The sequence below is a fragment of the Streptomyces sp. NPDC029674 genome, from assembly GCF_044903205.1.
Taxonomy (GTDB): Bacteria; Actinomycetota; Actinomycetes; order Streptomycetales; family Streptomycetaceae; genus Streptomyces.
The window spans coordinates 91,767-116,418 of record NZ_JBJDPY010000019.1 but is presented as its reverse complement, the minus strand read 5'-3'; the positions used below and the strand labels follow the sequence as shown (position 1 = coordinate 116,418).

The 24,652-nt window shown below is 71.0% G+C and carries 17 protein-coding genes; 14 read left to right on the top strand and 3 right to left on the bottom strand.

Annotated elements, in window-relative coordinates; all coding sequences use genetic code 11:
- The first annotated feature begins 33 nt into the window (after positions 1–33).
- From ACI2L3_RS33870 to ACI2L3_RS33805, 14 genes are all read left to right on the top strand, one after another.
- Positions 34–963, top strand: coding sequence for a carbohydrate ABC transporter permease (locus ACI2L3_RS33870; RefSeq protein ID WP_404756242.1), 930 nt, complete (start codon positions 34–36; stop codon positions 961–963).
- Between the two features lie 3 nt (positions 964–966).
- Complete coding sequence (locus ACI2L3_RS33865; RefSeq protein ID WP_404756241.1) at positions 967–1,860, top strand: carbohydrate ABC transporter permease; 894 nt, start codon at positions 967–969, stop codon at positions 1,858–1,860.
- Positions 1,861–1,902: 42 nt separating this feature from the next.
- Positions 1,903–3,666 (top strand): beta-galactosidase, encoded by a 1,764-nt coding sequence (locus ACI2L3_RS33860; protein WP_404756240.1) that lies wholly within the window; start codon positions 1,903–1,905, stop codon positions 3,664–3,666.
- 39 nt (positions 3,667–3,705) lie between these two features.
- Complete coding sequence (locus ACI2L3_RS33855; protein ID WP_404756239.1) at positions 3,706–5,304, top strand: glycoside hydrolase; 1,599 nt, start codon at positions 3,706–3,708, stop codon at positions 5,302–5,304.
- 91 nt (positions 5,305–5,395) lie between these two features.
- Positions 5,396–9,199 carry a hypothetical protein gene (locus ACI2L3_RS33850; RefSeq protein WP_404756238.1) on the top strand — a complete coding sequence of 1,268 codons (3,804 nt, stop codon included), beginning with the start codon at positions 5,396–5,398 and terminating at the stop codon, positions 9,197–9,199.
- A gap of 126 nt (positions 9,200–9,325) precedes the next feature.
- On the top strand, positions 9,326–11,497 hold the full coding sequence (locus ACI2L3_RS33845; RefSeq protein WP_404756237.1) for an ArnT family glycosyltransferase: 2,172 nt from the start codon (positions 9,326–9,328) through the stop codon (positions 11,495–11,497).
- A 738-nt stretch (positions 11,498–12,235) separates the two neighbouring features.
- Entirely contained in the window at positions 12,236–13,783 is a 1,548-nt protein-coding gene (locus ACI2L3_RS33840) for a pyridoxal phosphate-dependent decarboxylase family protein (RefSeq protein ID WP_404756236.1), read from the top strand.
- A 9-nt stretch (positions 13,784–13,792) separates the two neighbouring features.
- Complete coding sequence (locus ACI2L3_RS33835; RefSeq protein ID WP_404756235.1) at positions 13,793–15,370, top strand: hypothetical protein; 1,578 nt, start codon at positions 13,793–13,795, stop codon at positions 15,368–15,370.
- 33 nt (positions 15,371–15,403) lie between these two features.
- Positions 15,404–16,093: a hypothetical protein gene (locus ACI2L3_RS33830; RefSeq protein WP_404756234.1), complete on the top strand. Its 690-nt coding sequence runs from the start codon at positions 15,404–15,406 to the stop codon at positions 16,091–16,093.
- Positions 16,094–16,142: 49 nt separating this feature from the next.
- Positions 16,143–16,952: a hypothetical protein gene (locus ACI2L3_RS33825; RefSeq protein WP_404756233.1), complete on the top strand. Its 810-nt coding sequence runs from the start codon at positions 16,143–16,145 to the stop codon at positions 16,950–16,952.
- Between the two features lie 26 nt (positions 16,953–16,978).
- Positions 16,979–17,410 carry a hypothetical protein gene (locus ACI2L3_RS33820; protein ID WP_404756232.1) on the top strand — a complete coding sequence of 144 codons (432 nt, stop codon included), beginning with the start codon at positions 16,979–16,981 and terminating at the stop codon, positions 17,408–17,410.
- Positions 17,411–17,446: 36 nt separating this feature from the next.
- Complete coding sequence (locus tag ACI2L3_RS33815; RefSeq protein WP_404756231.1) at positions 17,447–17,998, top strand: hypothetical protein; 552 nt, start codon at positions 17,447–17,449, stop codon at positions 17,996–17,998.
- Between the two features lie 76 nt (positions 17,999–18,074).
- Positions 18,075–18,884, top strand: coding sequence for a polysaccharide deacetylase family protein (locus ACI2L3_RS33810; RefSeq protein ID WP_404756230.1), 810 nt, complete (start codon positions 18,075–18,077; stop codon positions 18,882–18,884).
- 21 nt (positions 18,885–18,905) lie between these two features.
- Positions 18,906–19,340, top strand: coding sequence for an SRPBCC family protein (locus tag ACI2L3_RS33805; protein WP_404756229.1), 435 nt, complete (start codon positions 18,906–18,908; stop codon positions 19,338–19,340).
- 23 nt (positions 19,341–19,363) lie between these two features.
- Here the strand turns inward: ACI2L3_RS33805 and ACI2L3_RS33800 are convergent, their stop codons facing one another.
- The 3 genes from ACI2L3_RS33800 to ACI2L3_RS33790 form a co-directional block, all read right to left on the bottom strand.
- Positions 19,364–20,515: an XdhC family protein gene (locus ACI2L3_RS33800; RefSeq protein ID WP_404756228.1), complete on the bottom strand. Its 1,152-nt coding sequence runs from the start codon at positions 20,513–20,515 to the stop codon at positions 19,364–19,366.
- 61 nt (positions 20,516–20,576) lie between these two features.
- Positions 20,577–22,034 (bottom strand): NCS2 family permease, encoded by a 1,458-nt coding sequence (locus ACI2L3_RS33795; RefSeq protein WP_404756227.1) that lies wholly within the window; start codon positions 22,032–22,034, stop codon positions 20,577–20,579.
- A gap of 232 nt (positions 22,035–22,266) precedes the next feature.
- On the bottom strand, positions 22,267–24,651 hold the full coding sequence (locus tag ACI2L3_RS33790; protein WP_404756226.1) for a xanthine dehydrogenase family protein molybdopterin-binding subunit: 2,385 nt from the start codon (positions 24,649–24,651) through the stop codon (positions 22,267–22,269).
- Position 24,652 lies beyond the last annotated feature (1 nt).

The window sequence follows — 24,652 nt, the reverse complement described above, 5'->3', positions numbered from 1 at the left end:
CGCCCCGGCCCTATCGAGGACACACCACACACCATGGCAACTCTGCGACCCGCGGCCGCGGGCCCGGCCCCCGCGCGACAGACGCCCCCCGTACGGAAGACGCGCCGCTCCTGGACCGGATGGGGGTTCATCGGCCCGTTCGCCCTCGTCTTCGCGCTCGTCTTCCTCGCCCCCATCGCGTACTCCGTCTATCTGAGCCTCTTCCAGGAGCGGCTGATCGGCGGCACCTCGTTCGTGGGCCTGGACAACTACGAACGGGCCTTGCAGGACGCGGAGTTCTGGGAGGGCGTCGGGCGGGTGGGGCTGTTCCTCGCCGTGCAGGTGCCGATCATGCTGGGCCTCGCGCTGCTCGTCGCGCTCGCGCTGGACAGCGGCCGGCTGTACGGGAAGAGCTTCTTCCGGATCGCGATCTTCCTGCCGTACGCCGTGCCCGCGGTGGTCGCCGCCCTGATGTGGGGCTTCCTCTACGGCACGCGGTTCGGCCTGGTCGGAGACCTGAACGACGCCCTGGACAGCACCCTGCCCGACCCGCTCTCGCCGGACCTCGTCCTCGCGTCCATCGGCAACATCGTCACGTGGGAGTTCGCGGGCTACAACATGCTCATCTTCTACTCCGCGCTGCGCGTGATCCCCCACTCGTTGTACGAGGCCGCGGAGATCGACGGCGCCGGGCAGCTCCGCGTCATCACCGCCATCAAACTGCCCGCGATCCGGGGCGCGCTGGCCATCGCGACCATCTTCTCGATCATCGGCAGCTTCCAGCTCTTCAACGAGCCGAGCATCCTGCAGAACCTGGCGCCGAACGCCATCACCACCTCGTACACCCCCAACCTCTACACGTACTCGCTCTCCTTCAACGGGCAGCAGCAGAACTACGCCGCGACCGTCGCCATCGTCATGGGCCTGATCACCATGGTGGTCGCCTACGTCGTGCAGCTGCGCGGCATGCGAAAGGCAGCGTGAACCATGGCCAGCCCCGCCCCCCGGCTGCGCTCCCGGCGGCCGCACAGCGTCGCCCGGCCCCGCCGCAGCGTGCTGCTGACCGCGCTCACCGGGCTCGTGGTGGTGTACTCGCTGCTGCCGCTGGTGTGGCTGGTGATCAGCGCCACCAAGACGCAGAAGGGCCTGGCCTCGTCCTTCGGGCTCTGGTTCGGCGGGGACTTCGCGCTGTGGGACAACATCACCGAGACGTTCACCTACGACGACGGCGTCTTCACCCGCTGGCTCCTGAACACCCTCCTGTACGTGGTGGCCGGCGCGGGCGGCGCCACCGTCCTCGCGGTCCTCGGCGGGTACGCCCTCGCCAAGTTCGCCTTCCCCGGCAGGCGGGCGGTCTTCGCGGTCGTCATCGGCGCGGTCGCCGTGCCCGGCACCGCCCTCGCCATCCCCACCTTCCTGATGTTCAGCGAGCTGGGCCTGACCAACACGCCCTGGGCGGTCATCGTCCCGTCCCTCATCTCGCCGTTCGGCCTCTATCTGATGTGGGTCTTCGCCACCGAGGCCATTCCGACCGAGCTGATGGAGGCCGCCCGCATGGACGGCGCCGGTGAGCTGCGCATCTTCTTGCGGGTGTGCCTGCCGCAGCTGGCACCGGGCATCGTGACGGTCCTCCTCTTCACGATGGTGCACACCTGGAACAACTATTTCCTGCCGCTCATCATGATCAAGGACCCGGACTGGTACCCGCTGCCCCTCGGCCTCAACGCCTGGAACGCGCAGGCGGCGACGGCCGGCGGCCAGCCCGTCTTCCATCTGGTGATCACCGGATCGGTCCTCACCATCCTCCCGCTGATCGCCGCGTTCCTGCTGCTCCAGAGGTACTGGCAGTCCGGTCTGGCCGCGGGCAGCGTCAAGGAATAGCCCCCCTCACGAACACTCCCGTAGCCGAAGGAAAGATCCCGCATGCCCGCACTGACCACGACGTCCGACGGTTTCCTCCTGCACGGCGAGCCGTTCCGGATCGTCTCCGGCGCGATGCACTACTTCCGCGTCCACCCCGGCCAGTGGGCCGACCGGCTGCGCAAGGCCCGCTTCATGGGCCTCAACACGGTGGAGACGTACGTCCCGTGGAACCTCCACCAGCCCGGCCCGGACGGTCCTGTCGTCCTCGACGGCCTCCTCGACCTGCCGGAATACCTGCGGCTCGCCCAGGCCGAAGGCCTGCACGTCCTCCTGCGGCCGGGACCGTACATCTGCGCCGAGTGGGACGGCGGCGGACTGCCCGCGTGGCTCACCGCGGACCCGGACATCAAGCCGCGCAGCAGCGATCCCCGGTTCACGGACGCCTTCGACCGCTACCTCGACCTGCTCCTTCCCGCGCTGCTGCCGCACATGGCGGCGTCGGGCGGCCCGGTGATCGCCGTCCAGGTGGAGAACGAGTACGGGGCCTACGGCAACGACACCGCGTACCTGAAACACCTGGAACTGGCCCTGCGCTCACGCGGCGTCGAGGAGATGCTGTTCACCTGCGACCAGACCGACGCCGAGCACCTGGCGGCCGGCACCCTGCCCGGCACGCTCGCGACCGGCACCTTCGGCAGCCGCGTCACCCCTTCGCTGGCGCGCCTGCGCGAGCACCAGCCCGAACGGCCGCTGATGTGCGCGGAGTTCTGGATCGGCTGGTTCGACCACTGGGGCGAGCCGCACCACGTGCGGGACTCGGCCGACGCCGCCGCCGACCTCGACGCGCTGCTCTCGGCGGGCGCCTCGGTCAACATCTACATGTTCCACGGCGGCACCAACTTCGCCTTCACCAACGGCGCCAACCACGACCACGCCTACTCCCCCGTCGTCACCTCCTACGACTACGACGCCCCGCTCACCGAGTCCGGCGACCCCGGCCCGAAGTACCACGCGTTCCGCGAGGTCATCGCCCGCCACACCCCGGTGCCGGACGAGCCGGTCCCGGCGCCCGGCCCCAAACTGCCGCCGCGGGCGGTGGAGTTGACGCACCGTGCACCGCTCCTGCCGTACGCGCGCGCTCTCGCCGAGCCCGTACGGGCGGACCTGCCCGTGCCGATGGACGGACTCGGGCTGCGGGCCGGGTACGTGCTCTACCGCACCACCGTGCCCGCGGCGGGCGACGGTCTGCTGCACTTCTCCGGCGGTGTCGGCGACCGTGCCCAGGTCTTCGTCGACGGCGCGCCCGTCGGCGTACTCGAACGCGAGCGCCACGAGGAGAGCCTGCCGGTACGGGTGGCGCGCCCGGGGGCGGCGCTCGACGTGCTCGTGGAGAACATGGGCGGGGTCAACTACGGCCCCCGGATCGGCGCGCCCAAGGGCCTGCTGGGGCCCGTCGCGTTCAACGGCACCGTCCTGCGCGGCTGGGACTGCCACCCGCTGGCACTGGACGACTTGTCGGCCGTGCCCTTCACACCGTCCGACGCCACCACCGACTCCGTGCCCGCCTTCCACCGCGGCACCTTCGACGTGGCCTCGCCCGCCGACACGTTCCTCTCCCTGCCGGGCTGGACGAAGGGCCAGGCCTGGGTCAACGGCTTCCACCTCGGCCGCTACTGGAACCGCGGACCGCAGCGCACGCTGTACGTCCCCGCGCCCGTCCTGCGCCCGGGCCCGAACGAGCTCGTCCTCCTGGAGCTGCAGGCCACCACCGGTACCCGCGCCCACCTCGTGGACACCCCCGACCTGGGCCCGGTCAACCCCTGAACGTCACGTAACGCTGACGCCGCCTCGGAAGGGAACGCAATGGCACACCGCACACGTCGTACGCGGCTGCTCACGGCCCTCGGCACCACGGCCCTGGTCACCACGACCACCCTCGGCGCGACACCGCCCCTGTCGTCCGCCGCGACGGAGGACGGCACCGCCGCATCCGTCACCGTCCGGCCCGATCCGGCCCTGGCGCAGGAGGAGTTCGAGGGCTGGGGCACCAGTCTCGTCTGGTTCGCCAACGCCACCGGGGGCTACCCGGCCGAGGTCCGCGAGAAGCTCGCCGACCTCGTCTTCGGCGACAGCGGGCTCGGGCTCAACATCGCCCGCTACAACATCGGTGGCGGCAACGCCCCCGACGTCAAGGACTACCTGCGCCCCGGCGGGGCCGTCCAGGGCTGGTGGAAGGCGCCGGCGGGCACCACCCGCGAGGACACCGGCTGGTGGGACCCGGACGACCCGGCCGACTGGAACCGCCGCGCCGACCGGACGCAGCGGTGGTGGGTCGACCGGATCAAGGGCGAGATCGACCACTGGGAGACGTTCAGCAACTCTCCGCCGTGGTTCATGACGAAGAGCGGCTACGTCTCCGGTGGCTTCGACGCCACGGAGGACCAGCTCAAGACGGAGTCCGTCGACGACTTCGCCGCGTATCTCACGGGCGCCACCGAACGCCTGGAGAAGGCGCACGGGATCGAGGTCGACACGATCGACCCCTTCAACGAGCCCAACACCAGCTACTGGAGCACCCGCCTCGGTCCCGACGGCCGGCCCGTCGGCGGACGCCAGGAGGGCGCGCACATCGGCCCCGGACTCCAGCAGAAGGTGATCCGCGCGCTCGCCCCGGCGCTGGCGAAGTCCCGTACGGACGCGAAGATCTCCGCGATGGACGAGACCAACCCCACCCTGTTCGCCAAGAACTGGAACTCCTACCCCGCCGAGGTCCGCGACCTCGTCCACCAGCTCAACGTCCACACGTACGGCACCCAAGGGCGCACCGCCGTACGGGACTTGGCGAAGGCGGCGGAGAAGCCGCTGTGGATGAGCGAGGTCGAAGGGGAGTGGGACCCGGACGGCCAGGACTTCACCGACATGAAGTCCGGCCTCGGTCTCGCCCAGCACATGGTCGACGACCTGCGCGAACTGGAGCCGTCGGCCTGGGTGTTCTGGCAGCCCGTCGAGGACTACAACAACATGAAGCCCGGCGGCGAGAGCGCGAGGGGCGGCAACTGGGGCAGCATCCAGCTCCCCTTCGACTGCACCGCCAAGGACACCCTGAAGACCTGCCCGATCAGGACCAACACCAAGTTCGACACCGCCCGCAACTTCACCCACACCATCCGGCCCGGCGACCGCCTCGTCACGGTGGACGACACCTCCAGCGCGGCGGCTCTCCGCGCCGACGGGGACGGAGCCACCGTCGTCCACGTCAACTCCACCGGAGAGGAGCGGACGGTGACGGTGGACCTCTCCGAGTTCGCGAACGTCTCACCGGACGCCACCATGACCCCGATCGTCACCAGCGCGAGCGGAGCACTCGACGAGCGGGAGCCCGTGCCGGTCGCGGACGGGCGGGCGACGTTCACCGTCCCGGCCGAGTCGGTCACCAGCTTCGTCATCGACGGCGCCTCCTGATGCCGTGACCAGCCGGCGGTTGCCTGTCGGATTGTCCGGTTCCGGTGGCTCGGTGGTGGGCGGCCCGGCCGGACAATGAGGGGCGGGGGTGGTGGCGGTGCCGCGGGGTGAGCGTCCGCTGGAGGACGACGGTGGCGTGCTGACCGAGTTCGCGGCCGACCTGCGGCGGTTACGGGAGAAGGCGGGCAGTCCGCCGTACCGCCGCCTTGCCCGCGACGCCCACTACTCCTCGACGACGCTGGCCGACGCGGCGAGCGGCCGCCGGCTGCCGAGCCTGCCGGTGACCCTCGCCTACGTGCGGGCCTGCGGCGGGGACGTGGCCGCCTGGGAAGACCGGTGGCGCGCACTCGGCGCGCGGCTCGCGGCCGGGGCGCCCGACGCCGGGGAGGGTGAGCGGCGCGCCCCCTATGTGGGGCTCGCCGCCTTCCAGCCGGAGGACGCGGACTGGTTCTTCGGCCGTGAGCAGCTGACCGACGACCTGGTCGACCGGGTAGGTTCCCGCCGCTTCCTCGCCGTGTTCGGCGCCTCCGGGTCGGGCAAGTCGTCGCTGCTGCGGGCCGGGCTGCTGCCTCGCATACGGGAAGGTGCCGGGGCCGGGCCCGGATGGGTCACCGTTCTGTTCGCGCCCGGGGCCCATCCCCTGGAGGAGTGCGCCGCCCGGCTCGCCGCCGTTACCGACGGCTCGGCGACCGCGCTGCGCAGGGATCTGGCGACGGATCCGCGAGCGCTGCATCTGACCGTCCTGAAGGCGCTGGCAGGCCGACCGGCAGAGGTTGAACTCCTGCTGGTGGCCGACCAGTTCGAGGAGATCTTCACGCTCTGCGCCGACGCACGGGAACGTACGCGGTTCATCACCGCGCTGCTCACGGCGGCCCGGGCGCCCAACAGCCGCACCCGCGTCGTAATTGGCGTGCGCGCCGACTTCTACGCACGCTGCGCGCGCCATCCGGACCTCGTCGAGGCGTTGCGCGACGCCCAGTTGCTGGTGGGGCCGATGACCACCGACGAGCTGCGCCGCGCGATCAGCCGGCCCGCCGCACGCGCGGGCTGCAGCGTCGAAGGGGCGCTGCTCGCCCGCGTGATCGCCGACGCCACCGGCCGCACCACCGCGCTGCCGCTGGTCTCCCACGCCCTGCGCGAGACCTGGCGCCGCCGACGGGGCAGCACGCTGTCCCTCTCCGGGTACGAGGCCGCGGGCGGCATCCGGCACGCCCTGGCGCAGACCGCGGAGGCGGTGTTCGCCGGGCTCGACGACGGGCAGCGGCGGCTGGCCCGGGCCCTCCTGCTGCGCCTCGTCGCGATCGGCGAGGGCACCGACGCCACCCGGCGCCGCCTCGCCCGCGCCGGCCTGGACCACCTGGACCTCCTCGGCACGGGCCCCGCCGACGTGCGGGCGGTCCTCGACGCGCTGGCCGGGGCCCGGCTGATCACCCTGGACACGGAGACGGTCGAGCTCACGCACGAGGCGCTGCTGGAGGCCTGGCCGCGGCTGCGGCACTGGATCGACGAGGACCGCGCGGGGCTGCTGCTGCGCCAGCGGCTGAGCGACGCGGCGACCGCGTGGGACCGGGAGCGCCGCGACGCGGGGGCGCTGTACCGGGGTACGCGGCTCGACGCGGCCGAGGAGTCCTTCGGGGACGCGGGCAGCGAACTGACGTCCCTGGAGCGGGAGTTCCTCACGGCGAGCGGCCTGGCGCGCGACCGCGAGCGGCTGGCCGCGGCCCGCACCACGCGGCGGCTGCGCCGGCTCACCTTCGCCCTGTCCGTCCTGCTCCTGCTCGCGCTCCTCTCCGGCCTGCTCGCCTGGGACCAGTACCGGACCAGCGAAGGTCACCGGCGCGAGGCCGTCGCCGAGCAGCGCAGCGCCCTGTCGCGGCAGCTCGCGGCGCAGTCGGCGGCGCTCCTCTCCGAGGACCCCGACCTCGCCTCGCTCCTCGCGGTGCACGCCTACCGCGTCCGCCCGACCGCCGAGGCGACCGCAGGCCTGTTCACCGCGGCCTCGCTCCCGCTCCAGCAGCGCATGACCGGGCACCGGGGCGATGTGCGGGCGGTGGCGTTCTCCGCCGACGGGCGGACGGTGGCGAGCGGGGGCAGGGACGGCACCGTACGCCTGTGGAACGCGGTGACGGGCAAGCCGCTGAAGGTGTTGAAGGGGCATCGGGGCCCGGTGTCGTCCGTGGCGTTCGGCCCGGACGGGCACGCCGTCGTGGGCGGTGGCGACGACGGAACCGTACGCCTGTGGAACACCGCCACCGGGGCGTCGCGCGTCATGACGGCCGGGGGGCGAGGGGGCGTGGGGGCGGTGGCGTTCAGTCCGGACGGCCGTACGGTGGCGGGCGGCGGACAGGACGGCGGCGTACGGCTGTGGTCACGAGCGACAGGCAAGAAACTCCGCTCGGTGACGAGCCATCAGGGAGCGGTCTCCGCACTGGCGTTCAGCCCGGACGGGCGGACAGTGGCCAGCGGCGGACGTGACGGGACCGTACGGCTGCGGAACACGAGGACCGGCGGGACGCGCGTCACGGAGACCGGGCGGCGCAGCGCCGTGGAGTCGGTGGCATTCAGCCCCGACGGCCGTACGGTGACCGGCGGGGCCCGCGACGGGACGGTGCGGGTGTGGGCGGTGGCCACCGGCAAGGAGCGCGCCGCGCTCGCCGAACGCCGCAGGGACGCCGAATCGGTGGCGTTCAGCCCCGACCGCCGCACGGTGCTCAGCGGCGGGCACGACGGCACGGTACGGCTGTGGGACGCGGCGACCGGGTCACTTCGTGCCGTGCTGGCCGGGCACCGGGGCACGGTGTCGGCGGCGGCGTTCAGCCCGGACGGTGCCACGGTGGTCAGCGGCGGCCGCGACGGGACGGTGCGGCTGTGGGCGGTGGCCACCGGCAAGGAGCGCATCGCGGTGCCGGGGCGGCAGGGTCCGGTGGAGTCGGTGGCGTTCAGCCCGGGCGGGCGCACGGTGGCCGGTGCCGCCCGCGACGGAACCGTACGTCTGTGGGACGCCGCCAACGGCAGGGTGCGGGAAGTGCTGACGGGGCACCGGGGGCCGGTGCGGTCCGTGGCGTTCGCCCCCGACGGACGCACTGTCGCCGCCGGCGGCGACGACGGGACCGTGCGCCTCTGGAACGCGGCGACCGGCGAGGCCCGGGCCACGCTGACGGGCCATCACAAGCGTGTGCGCTCGGTGGCGTTCAGCCCCGACGGGCGCACCGTCGCGGGCGGCGGCGACGACGGGACCGTACGCCTGTGGAACGCGGCGACCGGCGAGACCCGGGGTGTGTCGGACGGGCACCCGGGCACGGTGTGGTCCGTGGCGTTCGGCGCCGACGGGCACACCGTCGCCGTCGGCGGCGACACAGGGGCCCTGCGCCTGTGGGACGCCGCCACGGGGAAGACCCGCACCATCCGCACCGGCACCGGGTCCGCGGTGCGGACGGTGGCGTTCAGCCCGGACGGGCGCACCGTCGCCGCCGGCAGCGGGAACGGCACGGTGCGGCTGTGGGACACGGCCACGGGGGTGGCCCGCGCCACGCTGACCGGCACCGGGCAGCGGCGCGGCGCGCAGTCGCTGACGTTCAGCCCGGACGGGCGGACGGTCGCCGGCGGGGACCGGGACGGCACGGTACGACTGTGGGACGCGGCCACCGGGCTGCGGAACTCGGTGCTCTCCGGGCACGAGGGCACGGTCTGGTCCGTCGCGTTCAGCCCCGACGGCCACACCGTCGCCAGCGGCGGCGACGACGGCACCCTGCGCCTGTGGGGCGTCCTCCGCAACGCCGACGAAGCGGTCGACCGGATCTGCCGCTCCCTGCGAAGGGACCTCAGCCGCCAGGAACGCGCCCGGTACCTCGGCGACCCGGGCAGCGAGTGGCCCCGCAGAGCGTGCGTGCGCTGACGCAACCACCGCCATCGGGCCGACCGCGCCAACCGGCAGCCGTTGCCCGGGGGTTGTTGTCCGGGGGTTGTTGTCCGGTGCGTGGTGGCCGACCCCGGACAACCCCGTACCGGTAGAAGCATGGCCATGACGTCTCTCACGACGACCGCGACCGGCACGACCTGCCCCTCCCCTGGCCCGTCGTCACGGCGCCGGCTGGTGTTCTGGCGCTCCCCCGCCGGCCAGCCGGCGTGGGCCAGGCCCGCGCTCCTCGGCATCGCCACGCTCGCCGCGCTGCTCTACACGTGGAACATCACCAGCAGCGGCTTCGCCCCCTACTACTCGGTGGCCGCGCGCAGCATGTCGGTGAGCTGGGAGGCGTTCCTGTTCACCAGCGTCGATCCGTCCGCCACGCTCACCCTGGACAAGATCGGCGGCTTCCTGTGGCCGCAGGCACTCTCGGCGCGGATCTTCGGCTTCCACGACTGGGCGCTGACGCTGCCCCAGTGCGTCATGGGCGTCATCTCCGTCCTGGTGATGTACCGGATGGTACGCCGCTGGCAGGGGCCCGCCGCCGGGCTGCTCGCCGCGGGGCTGCTGACGGTGACGCCCGTGGTGGCGTCCATGTTCGGCCACGCGATGCTCGACGGCTCGCTCACCATGTGCCTCGTGCTCGCCGCCGACCAGTACCAGAAGGCGGTGGGCACCGCCCGGCTGCGGTCGCTGCTGCTGAGCGCGCTCTGGGTCGGGCTCGGCTTCCAGGCGAAGATGATGGAGGCCTGGATCATCGTGCCCGCGCTCTTCGTGGGCTATCTGGTGGCGGCGCCGGTCCGGCTGCGGCGCAGGATCGGCCAGTTGGTGGTGGCGGGCGTCGTGATGTTCTCCGTGTCGCTGTCGTGGGTGGCCCTGATGACGTTCACGCCGGAGAGCGACCGCCCGTACGTGGACGGCTCCACGGACAACAGCGCGGCCGCCATGGTCTTCGGCTACAACGGCTTCAACCGGCTGCACGCGGGGCTGATCGACGGGGCGGCCCTGGCGGACGCGGACGGTGGGGGCGGGCGCACGGCACCCGGGCCCCAGGAGCGGGAGCCGGGGCGGGACCAGGCTCCGCCCCAGGGGCGTGACGGCGCGGACGACGCCGGGCGGGGTCCGGACACCGGCGCAGCCGGACCGGGCGCCGGCAGCGGCCACGAGAGCAACGTGCCGCCCGACGACGGGTCGACCAGCGCGCTCAAGCTCTTCGACAGCTCGCGGTTCACCCCGCAGATCGGCTGGCTGTACCCCCTCGCGCTGTGCGCCCTGGTCCTCGGCCTGATACGGCACCGCACGGGCCCGCGCACCGACCGGGCACGCGTCGGCTACGTGATGTGGGGCGTCTGGCTGGTCGGTGTCGGCGCGCTGCTCAGCTCCTTCGACTTCCCCCACACCGCCTATCTGGCTCCCCTCGCGCCTCCGCTCGCTGCGCTGTCCGCCGCCGGAACCGTCGCGCTGTGGCGTGCGCACCGCACGGCGGGGGGCGGCGGACGGGTCTGGGTGCTGCCCGCGGTCATCGCCGCCCAGACGGCCTGGGCCGTCCATCTCGCCTCCGACTACACGGACTTCGCGCCCTGGCTCATCCCGGTGATCATCGTGGCCGCGCTCACCGCCGTCCTCACTCTCGGACCGCGCCACGGCTCGGGTGGCGGGGCCGCCCGCCGTGTCGGCGTCGTCGGACTGCTGGCCGGGTGTGTGGCCATGTTCGCCGCACCGACCACGTGGTCTCTGTCGGTGCTGGACGAGCGGCGTGCGGGTTCGGCGTTCGACGCCTCGGCGGGGCCGCTGCCGGCCGGGGTGCCGTCGGGGAAGCCGTCCATCAGCCACCGGCCCGGCGTGAGCGGGGACGCCGACGGCATGGGCCTCGTGGGCCGGGACGTGCGCACCACCCTGACACCCGCCCAGGGCAGGCTCCTCGATTACGTCCAGGAGCACGACGGCACCGCGAAATACCCCATGTCCACGGAGACTTGGAGTACCGCGGCCCCGTACATCTACGCCGAGGGCACGCCCGTCCTGCCGCTCACAGGGATGCACTCGGAGGCCGTCACGCTCACCGAGTACCGGGAGCTCGTCGCCACCGGCGACATCCGCTTCGCGCTGGTGAGCGGCGAGCGCACGAAGGCGTCGACGATCAGCTCCTGGGTGACGTCGGCCTGCGCCGAGGTCGACCCGCGCGCGTACGGAGGGACCGGCGACGCCGGCACGCGAGACGGTGCCGCCCCGACCGCCCCCGCGCAGACCCTCTACCGCTGCGCGCCCTCCGACGCGACGAGTTCCTGACCCCGTCGGGACCGTCACCACCCGGCGTGCCGCCCACGGCGCGCCCCACCGTCCGGGGGAGGAGCGGGGGGGGGGCGGGCCCCCGCCCCCCCCCCCGCCCGCCCCCCCCCCCCCACCCCGCGCGCCACCGGTGCCCCGTTCGATATTCACGTCCGCCGCAGGCCTCCCGTGGCCGGATCCCCGTGACGGAGCGGGTGATACCCGCCCCGAACGGGACGCCGCACGGAGGCGAGGGGATCTCCCCCGCGAGCGGGGCGGAAAATGGCAGGAAAGGGGTTGCGCCACCCCCGACCCGCCTTCCGTCCTGCCTTTCTGCCTATCTGCCCCGCACATGCCGTCGGCATGGTGTCCGAAAACGGGGGAGCGGGGCCGGAGCCCCCGATGCCTGCGGATACGCGTGGGGCAGCGGTTGATTGACAAACCATCAGGTGGTCCGCGCCCTCTTTCGGACAGACCCCGGATTTTCGATTTCTCGTTGAATCGGCACCGCTTACGGTTGTTGTCGTGGGGGCAGGCACTGACCATGCCGGAGAGATAACAGCTGTGCGCGCAGACGCATTCGAGGGGGAATCCGTGCGGCCGGCGCGAACGCGCGCCGCCGGAAACAGTTACCGTCCGGTTTGACCAGCCGGCCGGAAGCCGATGCTCTCCCGCTCGATGAAACCTGCCCCCGTCCGGCCGCCGCGCGCCGGAACATCCATGTCGGGTTACACGGGGGCTTTCCAAGGGGGGACCCTAGTGACGGAATCTCGATCGAGCGATCCCGAATCGGAGCGGAGGGGCTCACTGTCGGACCGGAGTGGACTACTGCTCGAAGCCTTTGATCCGCAGCAGTTCCGTGAGCACTCGGAGACCGCTCTCGCGAAACTGGAGAAACATCTGTCGGACCTTTCGATCAGGGGCCTTGAACTGATCGAGCCCGCGACGCTGTCCCGGGCCGCGCGGGCTCTCATGACGACCGAGCACGACAGGATCACCGCCTTCGACGAGGAGCGTCTCGCGGGGATCATCGACCTGTACGTCCGGACGGGCATCCAGGTGCACTCCCCCGGCTACATGGGGCGGCAGTTCTCCGGCGTCGTACCGCTCGCCGGTGTCATCGACTTCGTCAGCTCCGTGGTCAACCAGCCGGCGTCGTTCTACGAGGCGGGCCAGTTGCCCAACGCCGTGGAGCGGATCATGGCCGACGAGCTGAACCGCTTCATCGGGTGGGACCCGGACCGCTTCACCATGATCACGACGTCGGGCGGCTCGCTGGCCAACCTGACGGCCCTGCTGGCGGCCAGGAACGAGAAGCTGCCCGGCTACTGGTCACAGGGGGGTTCCGCGGTGCGCGGGCAGCCCAGGCCGGCCATCGCCGTGGGCGCGGACGTCCACTACAGCGTGGCGCGGGCGGCCGGCGTCCTCGGCATCGGCGACGCCCAGCTCGTACGGCTGCCGCTCAACCGGCAGCAGCAGATCTGCCCGGGCGAGGTGCGCGCCACCCTGGAGGCCGCCGAGCGGCAGAACCTCAAGGTGTTCTGCCTGGTCGCCTCGGCGGGCAGTACGTCGGTGGGCGCCTTCGACCCGATCGACGAACTCGCCGAAGTGGCCCGCGAGAAGGACCTCTGGCTGCACATCGACGGCGCGCACGGCGCGAGCCTGCTCGTCTCGGACACCCTCCGCGACCGGCTCCGCGGAATCGAGAAGGCCGATTCCCTGACCTGGGACGCGCACAAGATGATGTTCGTGCCCGCGCCCTGCACGATGCTGTTCTACCGGAACAAGGAGACCGCGCTCTCGGCATTCCGGCAGAAGGCCAGTTACGTCTTCGAGGAGGAGCAGGACGTCTACACCGCGTTCGACAGCGGTGGAAAGAACTTCGAGTGCACGAAGCGCCCGATGATCATGACTCTCTGGGCGCTGTGGGCCATTTACGGGCGGGCCCTGTTCGCGGAGAAGATCGAGTATCTGTGCCAGTTGACGCGGGAGGCCCACGACGTCGTGCGGGCCGACCCCGACTTCGAGACCCTGCACCGCCCGGAAGCGAACATTCTCTGCTTCCGCTACCATCCGGCCGGCCTCGACAAAAAGGATGTGCACCGCCTGCAGATCGCCATCAGGAACCGCATCAAATTCGAGGGGAACTTCTTCATCTCGAAGGTGAACGTCGACGGTGTGGCGGCGCTGCGCGTGGTCATGATGAACCACCAGATAACCGGTGAGCACTTCCGGATGCTGCTTTCCGAAATCAAAAGGACAGCCCGGGACCTGCTCGTCGGCGAAGAGGGAACAGAAAAAGCGTAGAGGGGACGGATGTTGAGTACATCTCACGCTCCACAGGCAACGCATGTTCCACCGCCCGCACCCGATCCCAGCGGCGCCCGCGAGCTGGCCAACTGGCTCATCCCCGACTGGGAGCTGCAACCGGAATCCGTCGAAGCCGTCACCGTGCTCCCCTCCTTCGCGAGCAAGATGCGCGAGTGCGAGCGGGTCTGCCAGACGCTGTACAGCGAGATCCCGCACGACGTCCAGGACGCGGTCGTACTGCGCCGCCTCCAGCAGATGGTGAACACCGTGCTGCTCAACCCGCTGTGGCGGGAGCGGCTGCGCGGCGCCGGCATCACGCACGCCCCCGAGACGTACGAGGAGTGGCAGCGCATACCGCTGTCGGACAAGGACGTCCAGCGCGACTTCTTCATGGACACGCGTCCCGGCATGGTGGTGCCGCTCACCCGCGGCGAGTTCGAGATCGTCGCCAGCGGCGGCACCAGCGGCGGCAGGCCGCTGGAAGTCGTGTACGCATTGCGGGAGTTGAAGGACACATACGAGATCGCGGGCCGCTTCATGGGGGCCTACCAACTCGCCGGGCACCTCGCGGGCACCGATCCCAAGTGGCTGTTCACCACGCTGGCGGACTACCAGATGTGGAGCAGCGGCACCATGGTCGGCGGCGTGCTGCAGCACGTGCCGGGCGTCAACTACGTGGGCGCCGGGCCCGTCACCGCGCCCGTCCTTGAGCACATGTTCTCCTACCGGGGCCCCAAGGCCCTGATGGGCATCTCCGCGGGCATCGCGATCCTCGCCGAGCTGGGCGCGGGCATGCGCCAGGAGTACCGCGACAGCTTCCGCGTCGCCCTGTATGGCAGCGGTGTGCTGCCGCAGCGCAAGCGGGTGGAGCTGCAGGCGCTGTACCCGAACCTCGCGATCCTGAGCTACTTCGCGGCCACCCAGGCGGAGACCATCGGCCTGCAGCTCGACGCCGCGTCGCCCTGGCTGTCCGCGGTGCCGGGGCTGCACTTCATCGAGATCGTCGACGAGGAGGGCCGCCAGGTCCCCGAGGGCGAGGAGGGCGAGCTCGTCGTCACCCGCCTGCACGCGCACGAGACGCCGCTGCTGCGCCTGAAGCTGGGCGACCGGATGATCCAGCGGCCGCGCACGGACGGCCCCGGCCTGAAGACCCGGCAGTTCGAGTTCGCGGGCCGCACCGGGGACGTGCTGCACATCAACGACAGCCAGTACTCGGGTGCGCGGGCCTATGCGGCGCTGCGCGACGAGCTGAAGGCGGCCGACGTGGTGGACCTGGACGCGGTGGCGCACGACGTCCAGTTCGTCAACCACCGGGAGGGCCGGACGATCACGCTGTACGCGGCGGTCGACGACGTGCTCGGGCTGACCTATCGCGCCGACACGATGCTCGGCCCCTACGGGCTCCAGCAGGTCTTCGTGAACGCGCTGCCGCGCGCCCTGTCGCTGTTCAACCACGGCGAGGCGAACGCCGCGTCGGTCGAGAAGACCGGATACGCCCTCCAGCTCAAGTTCGTGCCCAGGCTGTCCGCCGAGATCGAGCGGACCGCCGTCGGAAAGGTCCCGCTGGTCCGGGACCGCGGCTAGCTGCCGGCGGGACCGGCAAAAACAGGGAGTGGAATGAACAGGAGCGGAATGAAGTCGCAGGTGAACATCATCGCCGTCGTCGACGTCATCGGAGCGCTGTCGATCAAGTCGCTGTACGACGGCAACCTCTGCATGGTGGACGACAGCGCGTTCGACAGCACCCACCAGGGCACGCCGAACCTCGTCACCGTCGTCAAGCCCGGCCAGGTCGTGTCCTGGACCGCGCTCGCCGTCGACCTGCAGACCCCGGTGGAGATCAAGAGCATCTCGTTCGCGCCCGTCGAGGGCCGGCAGGGACAGCCGGGTCAGCAGGGACAGCAGGGGCTGCCCGGCTATCAGGGCCAGTCCGGCCAGCAGGGCTACGCCGCCGGGCAGCAGGGGCACGACACCCGGGTCGGTGTCGGTACCGCCACGCCCAGCGCCCCCGGCATGGGCACGGCCGTACCGGCCCCCGGGCCCGGCGCGACAGGCACCCAGGCCGCCCCGCAAGCGCAACAGCCCCACCAGACACCCCAGGCACAGGCACACCAAACCCCCCAGCCCCACCAGGCCCACGGCTCCCAGGAGCAGGACGGCGACAAGCTCGACCTCGACGTGTGGACCGGCGTCGTGCCGCACTGGATGACCCCGGGCGTGCCCTACCAGTACCGCCTCGAGCTCCAGATGTACGAGGGCGCCAACAGCGTCATGACCATCGATTCACCCGCGTTGATGTGTCAGTAGCGGTCGGCACGACGACGGCAAAGCCGGGAACGACGACGAAGGCGGAATCATGCCCCAACAGTTGGCGATCATCGTGCTCGTGGACGTCGGCAACGCGCTGGCCACCAGCACGCTCGAAGGCAACACCTATCTGTTCGACAACATGAAGCTGCACGGCTCCGAGAACCAGGGGACCGGCGAGCTGGTGACCGCGATCAACGGCTCGTACTGGCGGGACGGCTCGCAGGCCAGTGAGCAGGTCCTCAACTGGCTGCCGTACAGCCTGGGTTCCATCCCGCCGACCGTTCCGCGCGGTTACGAGGTCGAGCGGGCGCGGCAGACCGACGAGCAGGCCCTGGCCGAACTGCAGGAGCTGGCCGCCAAGTCGACGGTGCCGGGCGCCGACGCCGCCGCGGAGCTCAACCGCATCCGGCGGAGCGTGGGCACCCGGGTCAAGACGACCCGGCGCACCCGGGGCCGGATGTCCGGGCAGAAGATCGTGGACGTCATGGGCCAGGTCGTCACCGAGGACGCCACGGCGGCGGCCAGTCCCCCGGCGCCGGTGATCACCGACATCTACGGCGAGGCCGTGGACGCGAAGATCATGTATCCGGCGGAGTACGGCTCCCCCGACATGGTGACCGACGGCTGGTACTGGTCGGCGTCGGTCGACACGTCCCGCCCGGGGACGTACTCGTACACGATGCGCATCCAGCTGCACAAGCTGTCGCAGACCAACGGCGAACTCCGCTGGGAGCCGGTGAACCTGACCTGCGCGTCGGCCCTGAAGATCACTTCCGAGCCGCGGCGCAACGCCTTCACCAAGGCGGGCCTGGGCCAGCTGCCCATCCCGCCCGCGCGCCCGACCCACGGCGCCTGAACCCACCGGACGAGGAGGAGGACCTGATGACGACCAAATCGAAGCCGCGGGAGCCCGCGGTGAAGCGGCCGATCTCGATCACCGCCGTCGTGGACTGCGTGGGCGCCCTGGCGGCCGGCAACATGGACGGCCATCTGTACATGTACGACACGAACCGCGTCGGCGGATCGACCGGGTTCGGCACGGAGGAGCTGCTGACCAAGGTCAAGCGCGGCGACCGGCTGCTGTGGAACTGTCTGGCGCTGGAGTGCGAGGCGTACGTGTCCATCGAGGACATCGTGATCGACCACGAGATCTGCGAGCCGGAGCGGAAGGTGTACCCCGGCACCGACGTCTCGTACTGGATCGGCACGGTCAAGAAGACGGATCCGGGGACGTTCACGTACCAGATCAGGTTCAAGCTGGGCACGAGGGACGAGCCGATCACCACCACCCTGTCGTCGTCCCTCGTCGGCTAGGGACCAGTCATGACGGCGTACGCGAAGGAGGAACGGGTGAGCACCACTACGCGCGGTGGCGTGGAGAAGCAGAACCCCGGCCAGCTGAACTCGGTCCAGCTCAACATCGTGACGCTCATCAACATGGAGCGGGCGACGGCGACGGGTTCGCTGAGCGACGCGATGTACATGATGGACAACAGCATCGGCGGCAAGGGGCAGGGCACGTCGTCGCTGGAGACGGTGTGCAAGCAGGGGCAGGTGATCAACTGGATCGTCCGCCCGATCGACATGGAGAAGCGTCTGGACGGCACCTGGCCGCCCATGCCGAAGATCAACAACATCGTGTTCCTCGACACCGAGCTGGGTGACGAGGAGGACGTGGCGGAGCGGCGGATCTTCAACGAGCTGAAGATCTACGGGATGCCGGACCGGATGCGGGACAAGTACACGCCGGTCTACTACTACTGGGCCGGCACGGTCATGAGCACCGCGAAGCCCGGCCTGTACCGGTACCGGCTCGTGATGGAGCTGGAGCAGGAGAACAAGAAGGAACGGCTGTACCTGAACACGGCCATCCATCCGTCGATCCGGGTGATCCCCGTCTAGCAGGAGCACCAGGCAGGCCCACGCACCAGGCAGGCCACTATAAACGGGGTGTATACGCCCGGTGTATAGTGCTGACATGTCCGCCGTGAACATGCCTTCCGCCATCAAGACGACGCGCTCGGCCAAGAGGTTGCGTCGCACCGCCCCCGTCCTCGCGGCGGGGGCGGCTCTCGCCCTCGCGCTGACCGGGTGCACCAAGCTCGACACCACGTCGCCCAGCTCCGTGCGCAACGGCGCGGCGGACGCGAAGGCCGCGGAGCAGGGGAAGTTCGGCACCGTCGACTGCCGCAAGGCCAAGTGCGTGGCGCTGACCTTCGACGCGGGGCCCAGCGAGAACACGCCCAGACTGCTCAGAATCCTCAAGGAGGAGCAGGTCCCCGCCACCTTCTTCACGCTCGGCAAGAACCACATAGAGAAGTACCCCGAGCTCGTGAAGCAGATGGACGCCGAGGGGCACGAGGTGGCCAGCCACACCTGGTCGCACAAGATCCTCACGAAGATCGGCCCGAAGGAGGCGCGCCGCGAGCTGGAGCGCCCCAACGACGCGATCGAGAAGCTCATCGGCAAGAAGCCGACGCTGATGCGCCCGCCGCAGGGCCGCACCAACGACGACGTCAACAAGATCTCCAAGGAGCTCGGCCTCTCGGAGGTCCTGTGGACCGTCACGGCGAAGGACTACACGACCAACGACTCGAAGCTGATCCAGAAGCGCGTCGTCGACCAGACGAAGCGGGACGGCATCATCCTGCTGCACGACATCTACAAGGGCACGGTGCCGGCCGTCCCCGGCGTCATCACCGAGCTCAAGAAGCGCGGATACGTCTTCGTGACGGTGTCCCAGCTCCTCGCGCCGGGCAAGGCCGAGCCGGGCAAGATCTACCGCTAGACCACGTGGCACGCTCGGGGTGTGGCCATCTTCCAGATCACCCGAGACACGCCCCTGTCCGCCGCCGAGACGTGGCGCCGGCTGACCACGTGGGAGCGGCACGCCGACGTCGTCCCGCTCACCCGCATCACGGTCCGGACTCCCCCGCCCACCCACGCGGGCACGGTCTTCGTCGCACGCAGCGCGCTCGGCCCCGCCGGCTTCGACGACGTCATGGAGGTCGTCGACTGGAGCCCGCCAAAGGGCACATCGGCCGGGCGGTGCCGGCTGGAGAAGCGGGGGTCGTTCATGACGGGCTGGGCCGAGATCGAGGTCTACCCCGGCGCCGGGGGCTCCGCGGTGGTGTGGCGGGAGGACCTCCGCGTGCGGTGGCTGCCCGCGCTGTGCGACGGGACGCTGTCGGCGGTGTCCCGGCGGGTGTTCGGCCGCGCGGTGGACGGGCTCCTCGCATCCTGATCGCCGACCGGCGAAAAAGCCTTTCAGGCGACGGAGCCGATGCGGCCCGAAGGCCGGCGTGACCCGTCGTGATGGATGGGCGTGTGGGCGCCGGTGAGGGAGGTTCCGCTGCCGCCGCGGCGGTTCGCGACGATCTCCGAGGCGATCGAAAGGGCCGTCTCCTCGGGCGTACGGGCGCCCAGGTCGAGGCCGATGGGCGAGCGCAGGCGGGCCAGTTCGAGTTCGGTGACGCCGACCTCGCGCAGGCGGGCGTTGCGGTCCTCGTGGGTGCGGCGCGAGCCCATCGCGCCGACGTAGGCGACGGGGAGGCGCAGGGCGAGCCGCAGCAGCGGGACGTCGAACTTGGCGTCGTGGGTCAGGACGCACAGGACGGTGCGGCCGTCGACCTCGGTGCGCTCCAGGTAGCGGTGCGGCCAGTCGACGACGATGTCGTCGGCGTCGGGGAAGCGGGTGGGGGTGGCGAAGACGGGGCGGGCGTCGCACACGGTGACGTGGTAGCCGAGGAACTTGCCCATCCGTACCAGCGCCGACGCGAAGTCGATCGCGCCGAACACGATCATGCGGGGCGGCGGGACGCTCGACTCGACGAGGACGACCAGCGGACTCCCGCACCGGGAGCCGTCCTCGCCGATCTCCACGGTCGCGGTGCGGCCCGCGTCGAGCAGGGCGCGGGCCTCCCCCGCCACCGTGCGGTCCAGCTCGGGGTGGCCGCCGAGCCCGCCCTCGTACTCCCCCGATGGGCGTACGAGGAGGGCGCGGCCGAGAAGTCCGGCGGGCCCGGACGTGACGCGGGCGACGGCTGCCGCCTCCCCCGCGGATGCGGCGGCGAGGGCGGCGGCGAACACCGTCCTGGCCGGGGCGTCCGCGCGGACCGGGGTGACGAGGATGTCGATGACGCCGCCGCAGGTCAGGCCCACGGCGAAGGCGTCGTCGTCGCTGTAGCCGAAGCGTTCGACGACGGTCTCGCCGTCCTCCAGGGACTGCCGGCACAGTTCGTAGACGGCGCCCTCCACACATCCGCCGGAGACCGAGCCGATCGCCGTGCCCTCGCTGTCGACGGCGAGCGCGGCGCCCGGCTGCCGGGGCGCGCTGCCGCCGACCGCCACCACGGTGGCGACGGCGAAGTCACGTCCTTGCCCGACCCACCGGTTCAGCTCGTCGGCGATGTCCAGCATGTCGGCCTCCTCAGGGCTCACAGAGCTCGGGGCTCTACGGGTGTGCGGAGGGCTCAGCGCCTCAGTGGACGCCCAGCCAGCTCTCGATGGGGTTGAGGGCGAAGTAGACGATGAAGATCACCGTCAGGCCCCACATGAAGGCGCCGATCTCGCGGGCCTTCCCCTGGGCGACCTTGATGGCGACCCAGGAGATGACGCCCGCCGCGACACCGGTGGTGATGGTGTACGTGAAGGGCATGAGCACGACGGTCAGGAAGACCGGGATGGCGGTGGCGCGGTCGGCCCAGTCGACGTGCCGGGCGTTCATCATCATCATCGCTCCGATGACGACGAGCGCGGCGGAGGCGACCTCCTGGGGCACGATCGCGGTGAGCGGCGTGAAGAAGAGGCAGGCCGCGAAGAAGAGACCGGTGACGACGGAGGCGAGGCCGGTGCGGGCGCCTTCGCCGACGCCGGTCGCGGACTCGACGAAGACGGTCTGGCCGGAGCCGCCCGCCACGCCGCCGATGGCACCGCCGGCGCCGTCGATGAACAGCGCCTTGGAGAGGCCCGGCATGCGGCCCTTCTCGTCGGCGAGGTTGGCCTCGGTGCCGACGCCGATGATGGTGGCCATCGCGTCGAAGAACCCGGCGAGCACGAGCGTGAAGACGATCATGCCGACGGTCATCGCGCCGACCTCGCCCCAGCCGCCGAACTCGACCTCGCCGATGAGCGAGAAGTCGGGCGACGAGACCGCGCTGCCGTGCAGTTCGGGGGCGCCGTTCGCCCACTGCTTGGGGTCGATCACGTCGAGTGCGTTGAGTACGACGGCGATCAGGGTGCCGGTGACGATGCCGATCAGGATCGCGCCGGGGGTGTTGCGCGCCTGCAGCATGAAGATGAGGAGCAGGGTGCCCGCGAAGAGCAGGACGGGCCAGCCGGAGAGTTCACCGGCGGGGCCGAGGGAGAGCGGGGTGGCCTTGCCGGGGTGCACGAAGCCGCCCTTGACGAGGCCGATGATGGCGATGAACAGGCCGATGCCCATGGTGATGCCGTGCTTGAGGGCGAGCGGGATCGCGTTCATGATCATCTCGCGCAGCCCGGTGACCACGAGAAGCATGATCACCACGCCGTACATCACGCACATGCCCATGGCCTGCGGCCAGGTCATCTCGGGCGCGACCTGCGAGGAGATCACACCGGACACGGAGAGTCCGGCGGCCAGGGCCAGCGGCACCTTGCCGACGAAGCCCATGAGGAGCGTGGTGACCGCGGCGGCGAGCGCCGTCGCGGTGATCACGGCCTTCTGGCCGAGGGTGTCGCCCGCGGCGTCCTTGCCGGACAGGATCAGGGGGTTGAGCAGGACGATGTACGCCATCGCCATGAAGGTGGTGATTCCGCCGCGCACCTCGCGCGCGACCGTGGATCCTCTCCGGGATATGTGAAAGTACCGGTCGAGCCAAGACCTGCCGGCCGGGACGCGTGAGCCGGAGCCCGCGTCCTCTGCGGTGGTCTTCGGCTCCACTGACGACTGGGTCATGGTGCCTACTCCCAAGGTTCACAGGGGCACCCGCAGAGTTGCGGGATTTGGGATGGTGCGTTGGCTGCACGACCCGGGGGACGGCCCGAGACGAACGACATCTCCCTCGGGGAGAGGGGAGTTGGGGCTCCGAGCGGTGTGGGCGGCGGGAAGTGTGACGTTCCTGGCGGGCACACACCGCTCGGAGAACTTGTGCTGATCCCCGAGCGGGGGGATCAGCTCCGCGGCGGGATCACGTGCCGGTGAGGTGCTCGGGGCGCACCGGCGTCTTGTTGAGCTCCAGGCCCGTGGCCGCGCGGATGGCCGCGAGGACCGCCGGGGTCGAGGAGAGGGTGGGGGCCTCGCCGATGCCGCGTACGCCGTAGGGGGCGTGCGGGTCGGCCAGCTCGAGGTAGTCGACCGGGATGGTCGGGGTGTCGAGGATCGTCGGGAGCAGGTAGTCCGTGAAGGAGGGGTTCTTCACCTTCGCGGTCTTCGGGTCGACGATGATCTCCTCCATCACCGCGACGCCGAGGCCCTGGGTGGTGCCGCCCTGGATCTGGCCGATGACGGAGAGCGGGTTGACCGCCTTGCCGACGTCCTGGGCGCAGGCCAGTTCGATGACCTTGACGAGGCCGAGCTCGGTGTCGACCTCGACGACCGCGCGGTGCGCGGCGAAGGCGTACTGGACGTGGCCGTTGCCCTGTCCGGTGCGCAGGTCGAAGGCCTCGGTGGGGCGGTGCCTGAACTCCTCCTCGACCTCGACGGCCTCGTCCTCCAGGACCTCCACGAGGGTGGTGAGGACCTCGCCGCCGTCGGTGACGACCTTGCCGCCCTCCAGGAGGAGTTCGGCGTTGGCCCACGCCGGGTGGTACGAGCCGAACTTGCGCCGGCCGATCTCCAGGACCTTCTCGCGGACGATCTCGCAGGAGTTCTTGATGGCGCCGCCGGTCATATACGTCTGGCGGCCCGCGGAGGTCGAACCGGCCGAGCCCACCTGGGTGTCGGCGGGGGCGATGGTGACCTGCTGGACGCCGAGCTCGGTGCGGGCGATCTGCGCGTGGATGGTGACGCCGCCCTGGCCGACCTCCGCCGCGGCGGTGTGGACCGTGGCGACGGGCTCGCCGTTGATGACCTCGATGCGCACCTTGGCGGTCGAGTAGTCGTCGAAGCCCTCGGAGAAGCCGACGTTCTTGATGCCGACCGCGTAGCCGACACCGCGGACGACGCCCTCGCCGTGCGTGGTGTTGGAGAGACCGCCGGGCAGCGCGCGGACGTCGGCGCCCTCACTGGACTCCCACTGGCGCTCGGGCGGCATTGGGCGGGCCTTGACGCGGCGCAGGAGCTCGGCGACCGGGGCGGGCGAGTCGACCGGCTGCCCGGTCGGCATGATCGTGCCCTGCTCCATCGCATTCTTCTGCCGGAACGCCACCGGGTCCATGCCCAGCTTCGCGGCGACCTTGTCCATCTGCGCCTCGTACGCGAAGCACGCCTGGACCGCGCCGAAGCCGCGCATCGCGCCGCAGGGCGGGTTGTTGGTGTAGAGGCCGATCGCCTCGATCTCCACGTCGTCGACGACGTACGGGCCGACCGAGAGGGACGAGGCGTTGCCGACGACCGACGGGGTCGACGACATGTAGGCGCCGCCGTCCAGGACGATCTTGCACTTCATGTGCGTGAGCTTGCCGTCCTTGGTGGCGCCGTGCTCGTAGTAGAGCTTCGCCGGGTGCCGGTGGACGTGGCCGAAGAACGACTCGTACCGGTTGTAGACCATCTTCACGGGCTTGCCCGTGCGCAGCGCGAGCACGGAGGCGAGGATCTGCATCGAGATGTCCTCGCGGCCGCCGAACGCGCCGCCGATCCCGGCCATCGTCATGCGCACCTTGTCCTCGGGGAGGCCGAGGCACGGGGCGATCTGCTTGAGGTCGGAGTGCAGCCACTGGGTGGCCACGTAGAGGTCGACGCCGCCGTCCTCGGCGGGCACGGCGAGGCCGGACTCCGGGCCGAGGAAGGCCTGGTCCTGCATGCCGAAGGTGTACTCCCCCTTGACGATCACATCGGCCTTCTTGGCGGCCTCGGCGGCGTTGCCGCGGATGATCGGCTGGCGGTGCACGATGTTCGGGTGCGGGGAGTGGGCGGCGTGGTGGTCGCCGCGGTTCTCGTGGACCAGGACCGCGTCGGGGGCGGTCGCGGACGCCTCGTCCGTGATGACCGGCAGCTCCCGGTACTCGACCTTGATCTTCGCGGCGGCGCGGCGCGCGGTCTCCGGATGGTCGGCGGCCACGAGGGCCACCGGCTCGCCGTGGTGGCGGACCTTGCCGTAGGCGAGGACGGGGGTGTCCTGGTACTCCATGCCGTAGTTCTTGGCGGCCGGCAGGTCGTCGGCGGTCAGGACGGCGTAGACGCCGGACAGGGCCAGCGCCTCGGAGGTGTCGATCGACACGATCTCGGCGTGCGCGACCGTGGAGCGCAGGGCCTGGCCCCAGATCATCTCCTCGTGCCACATGTCCGAGGAGTAGGCGAACTCGCCGGTGACCTTCAGGGTGCCGTCGGGGCGCAGCATCGACTCGCCGACGCCGCCCTTGGTCTGCGAACCCTGGGTGACGTTGGCGGGGATGCCGGTGGTGGTGCCAGCCATG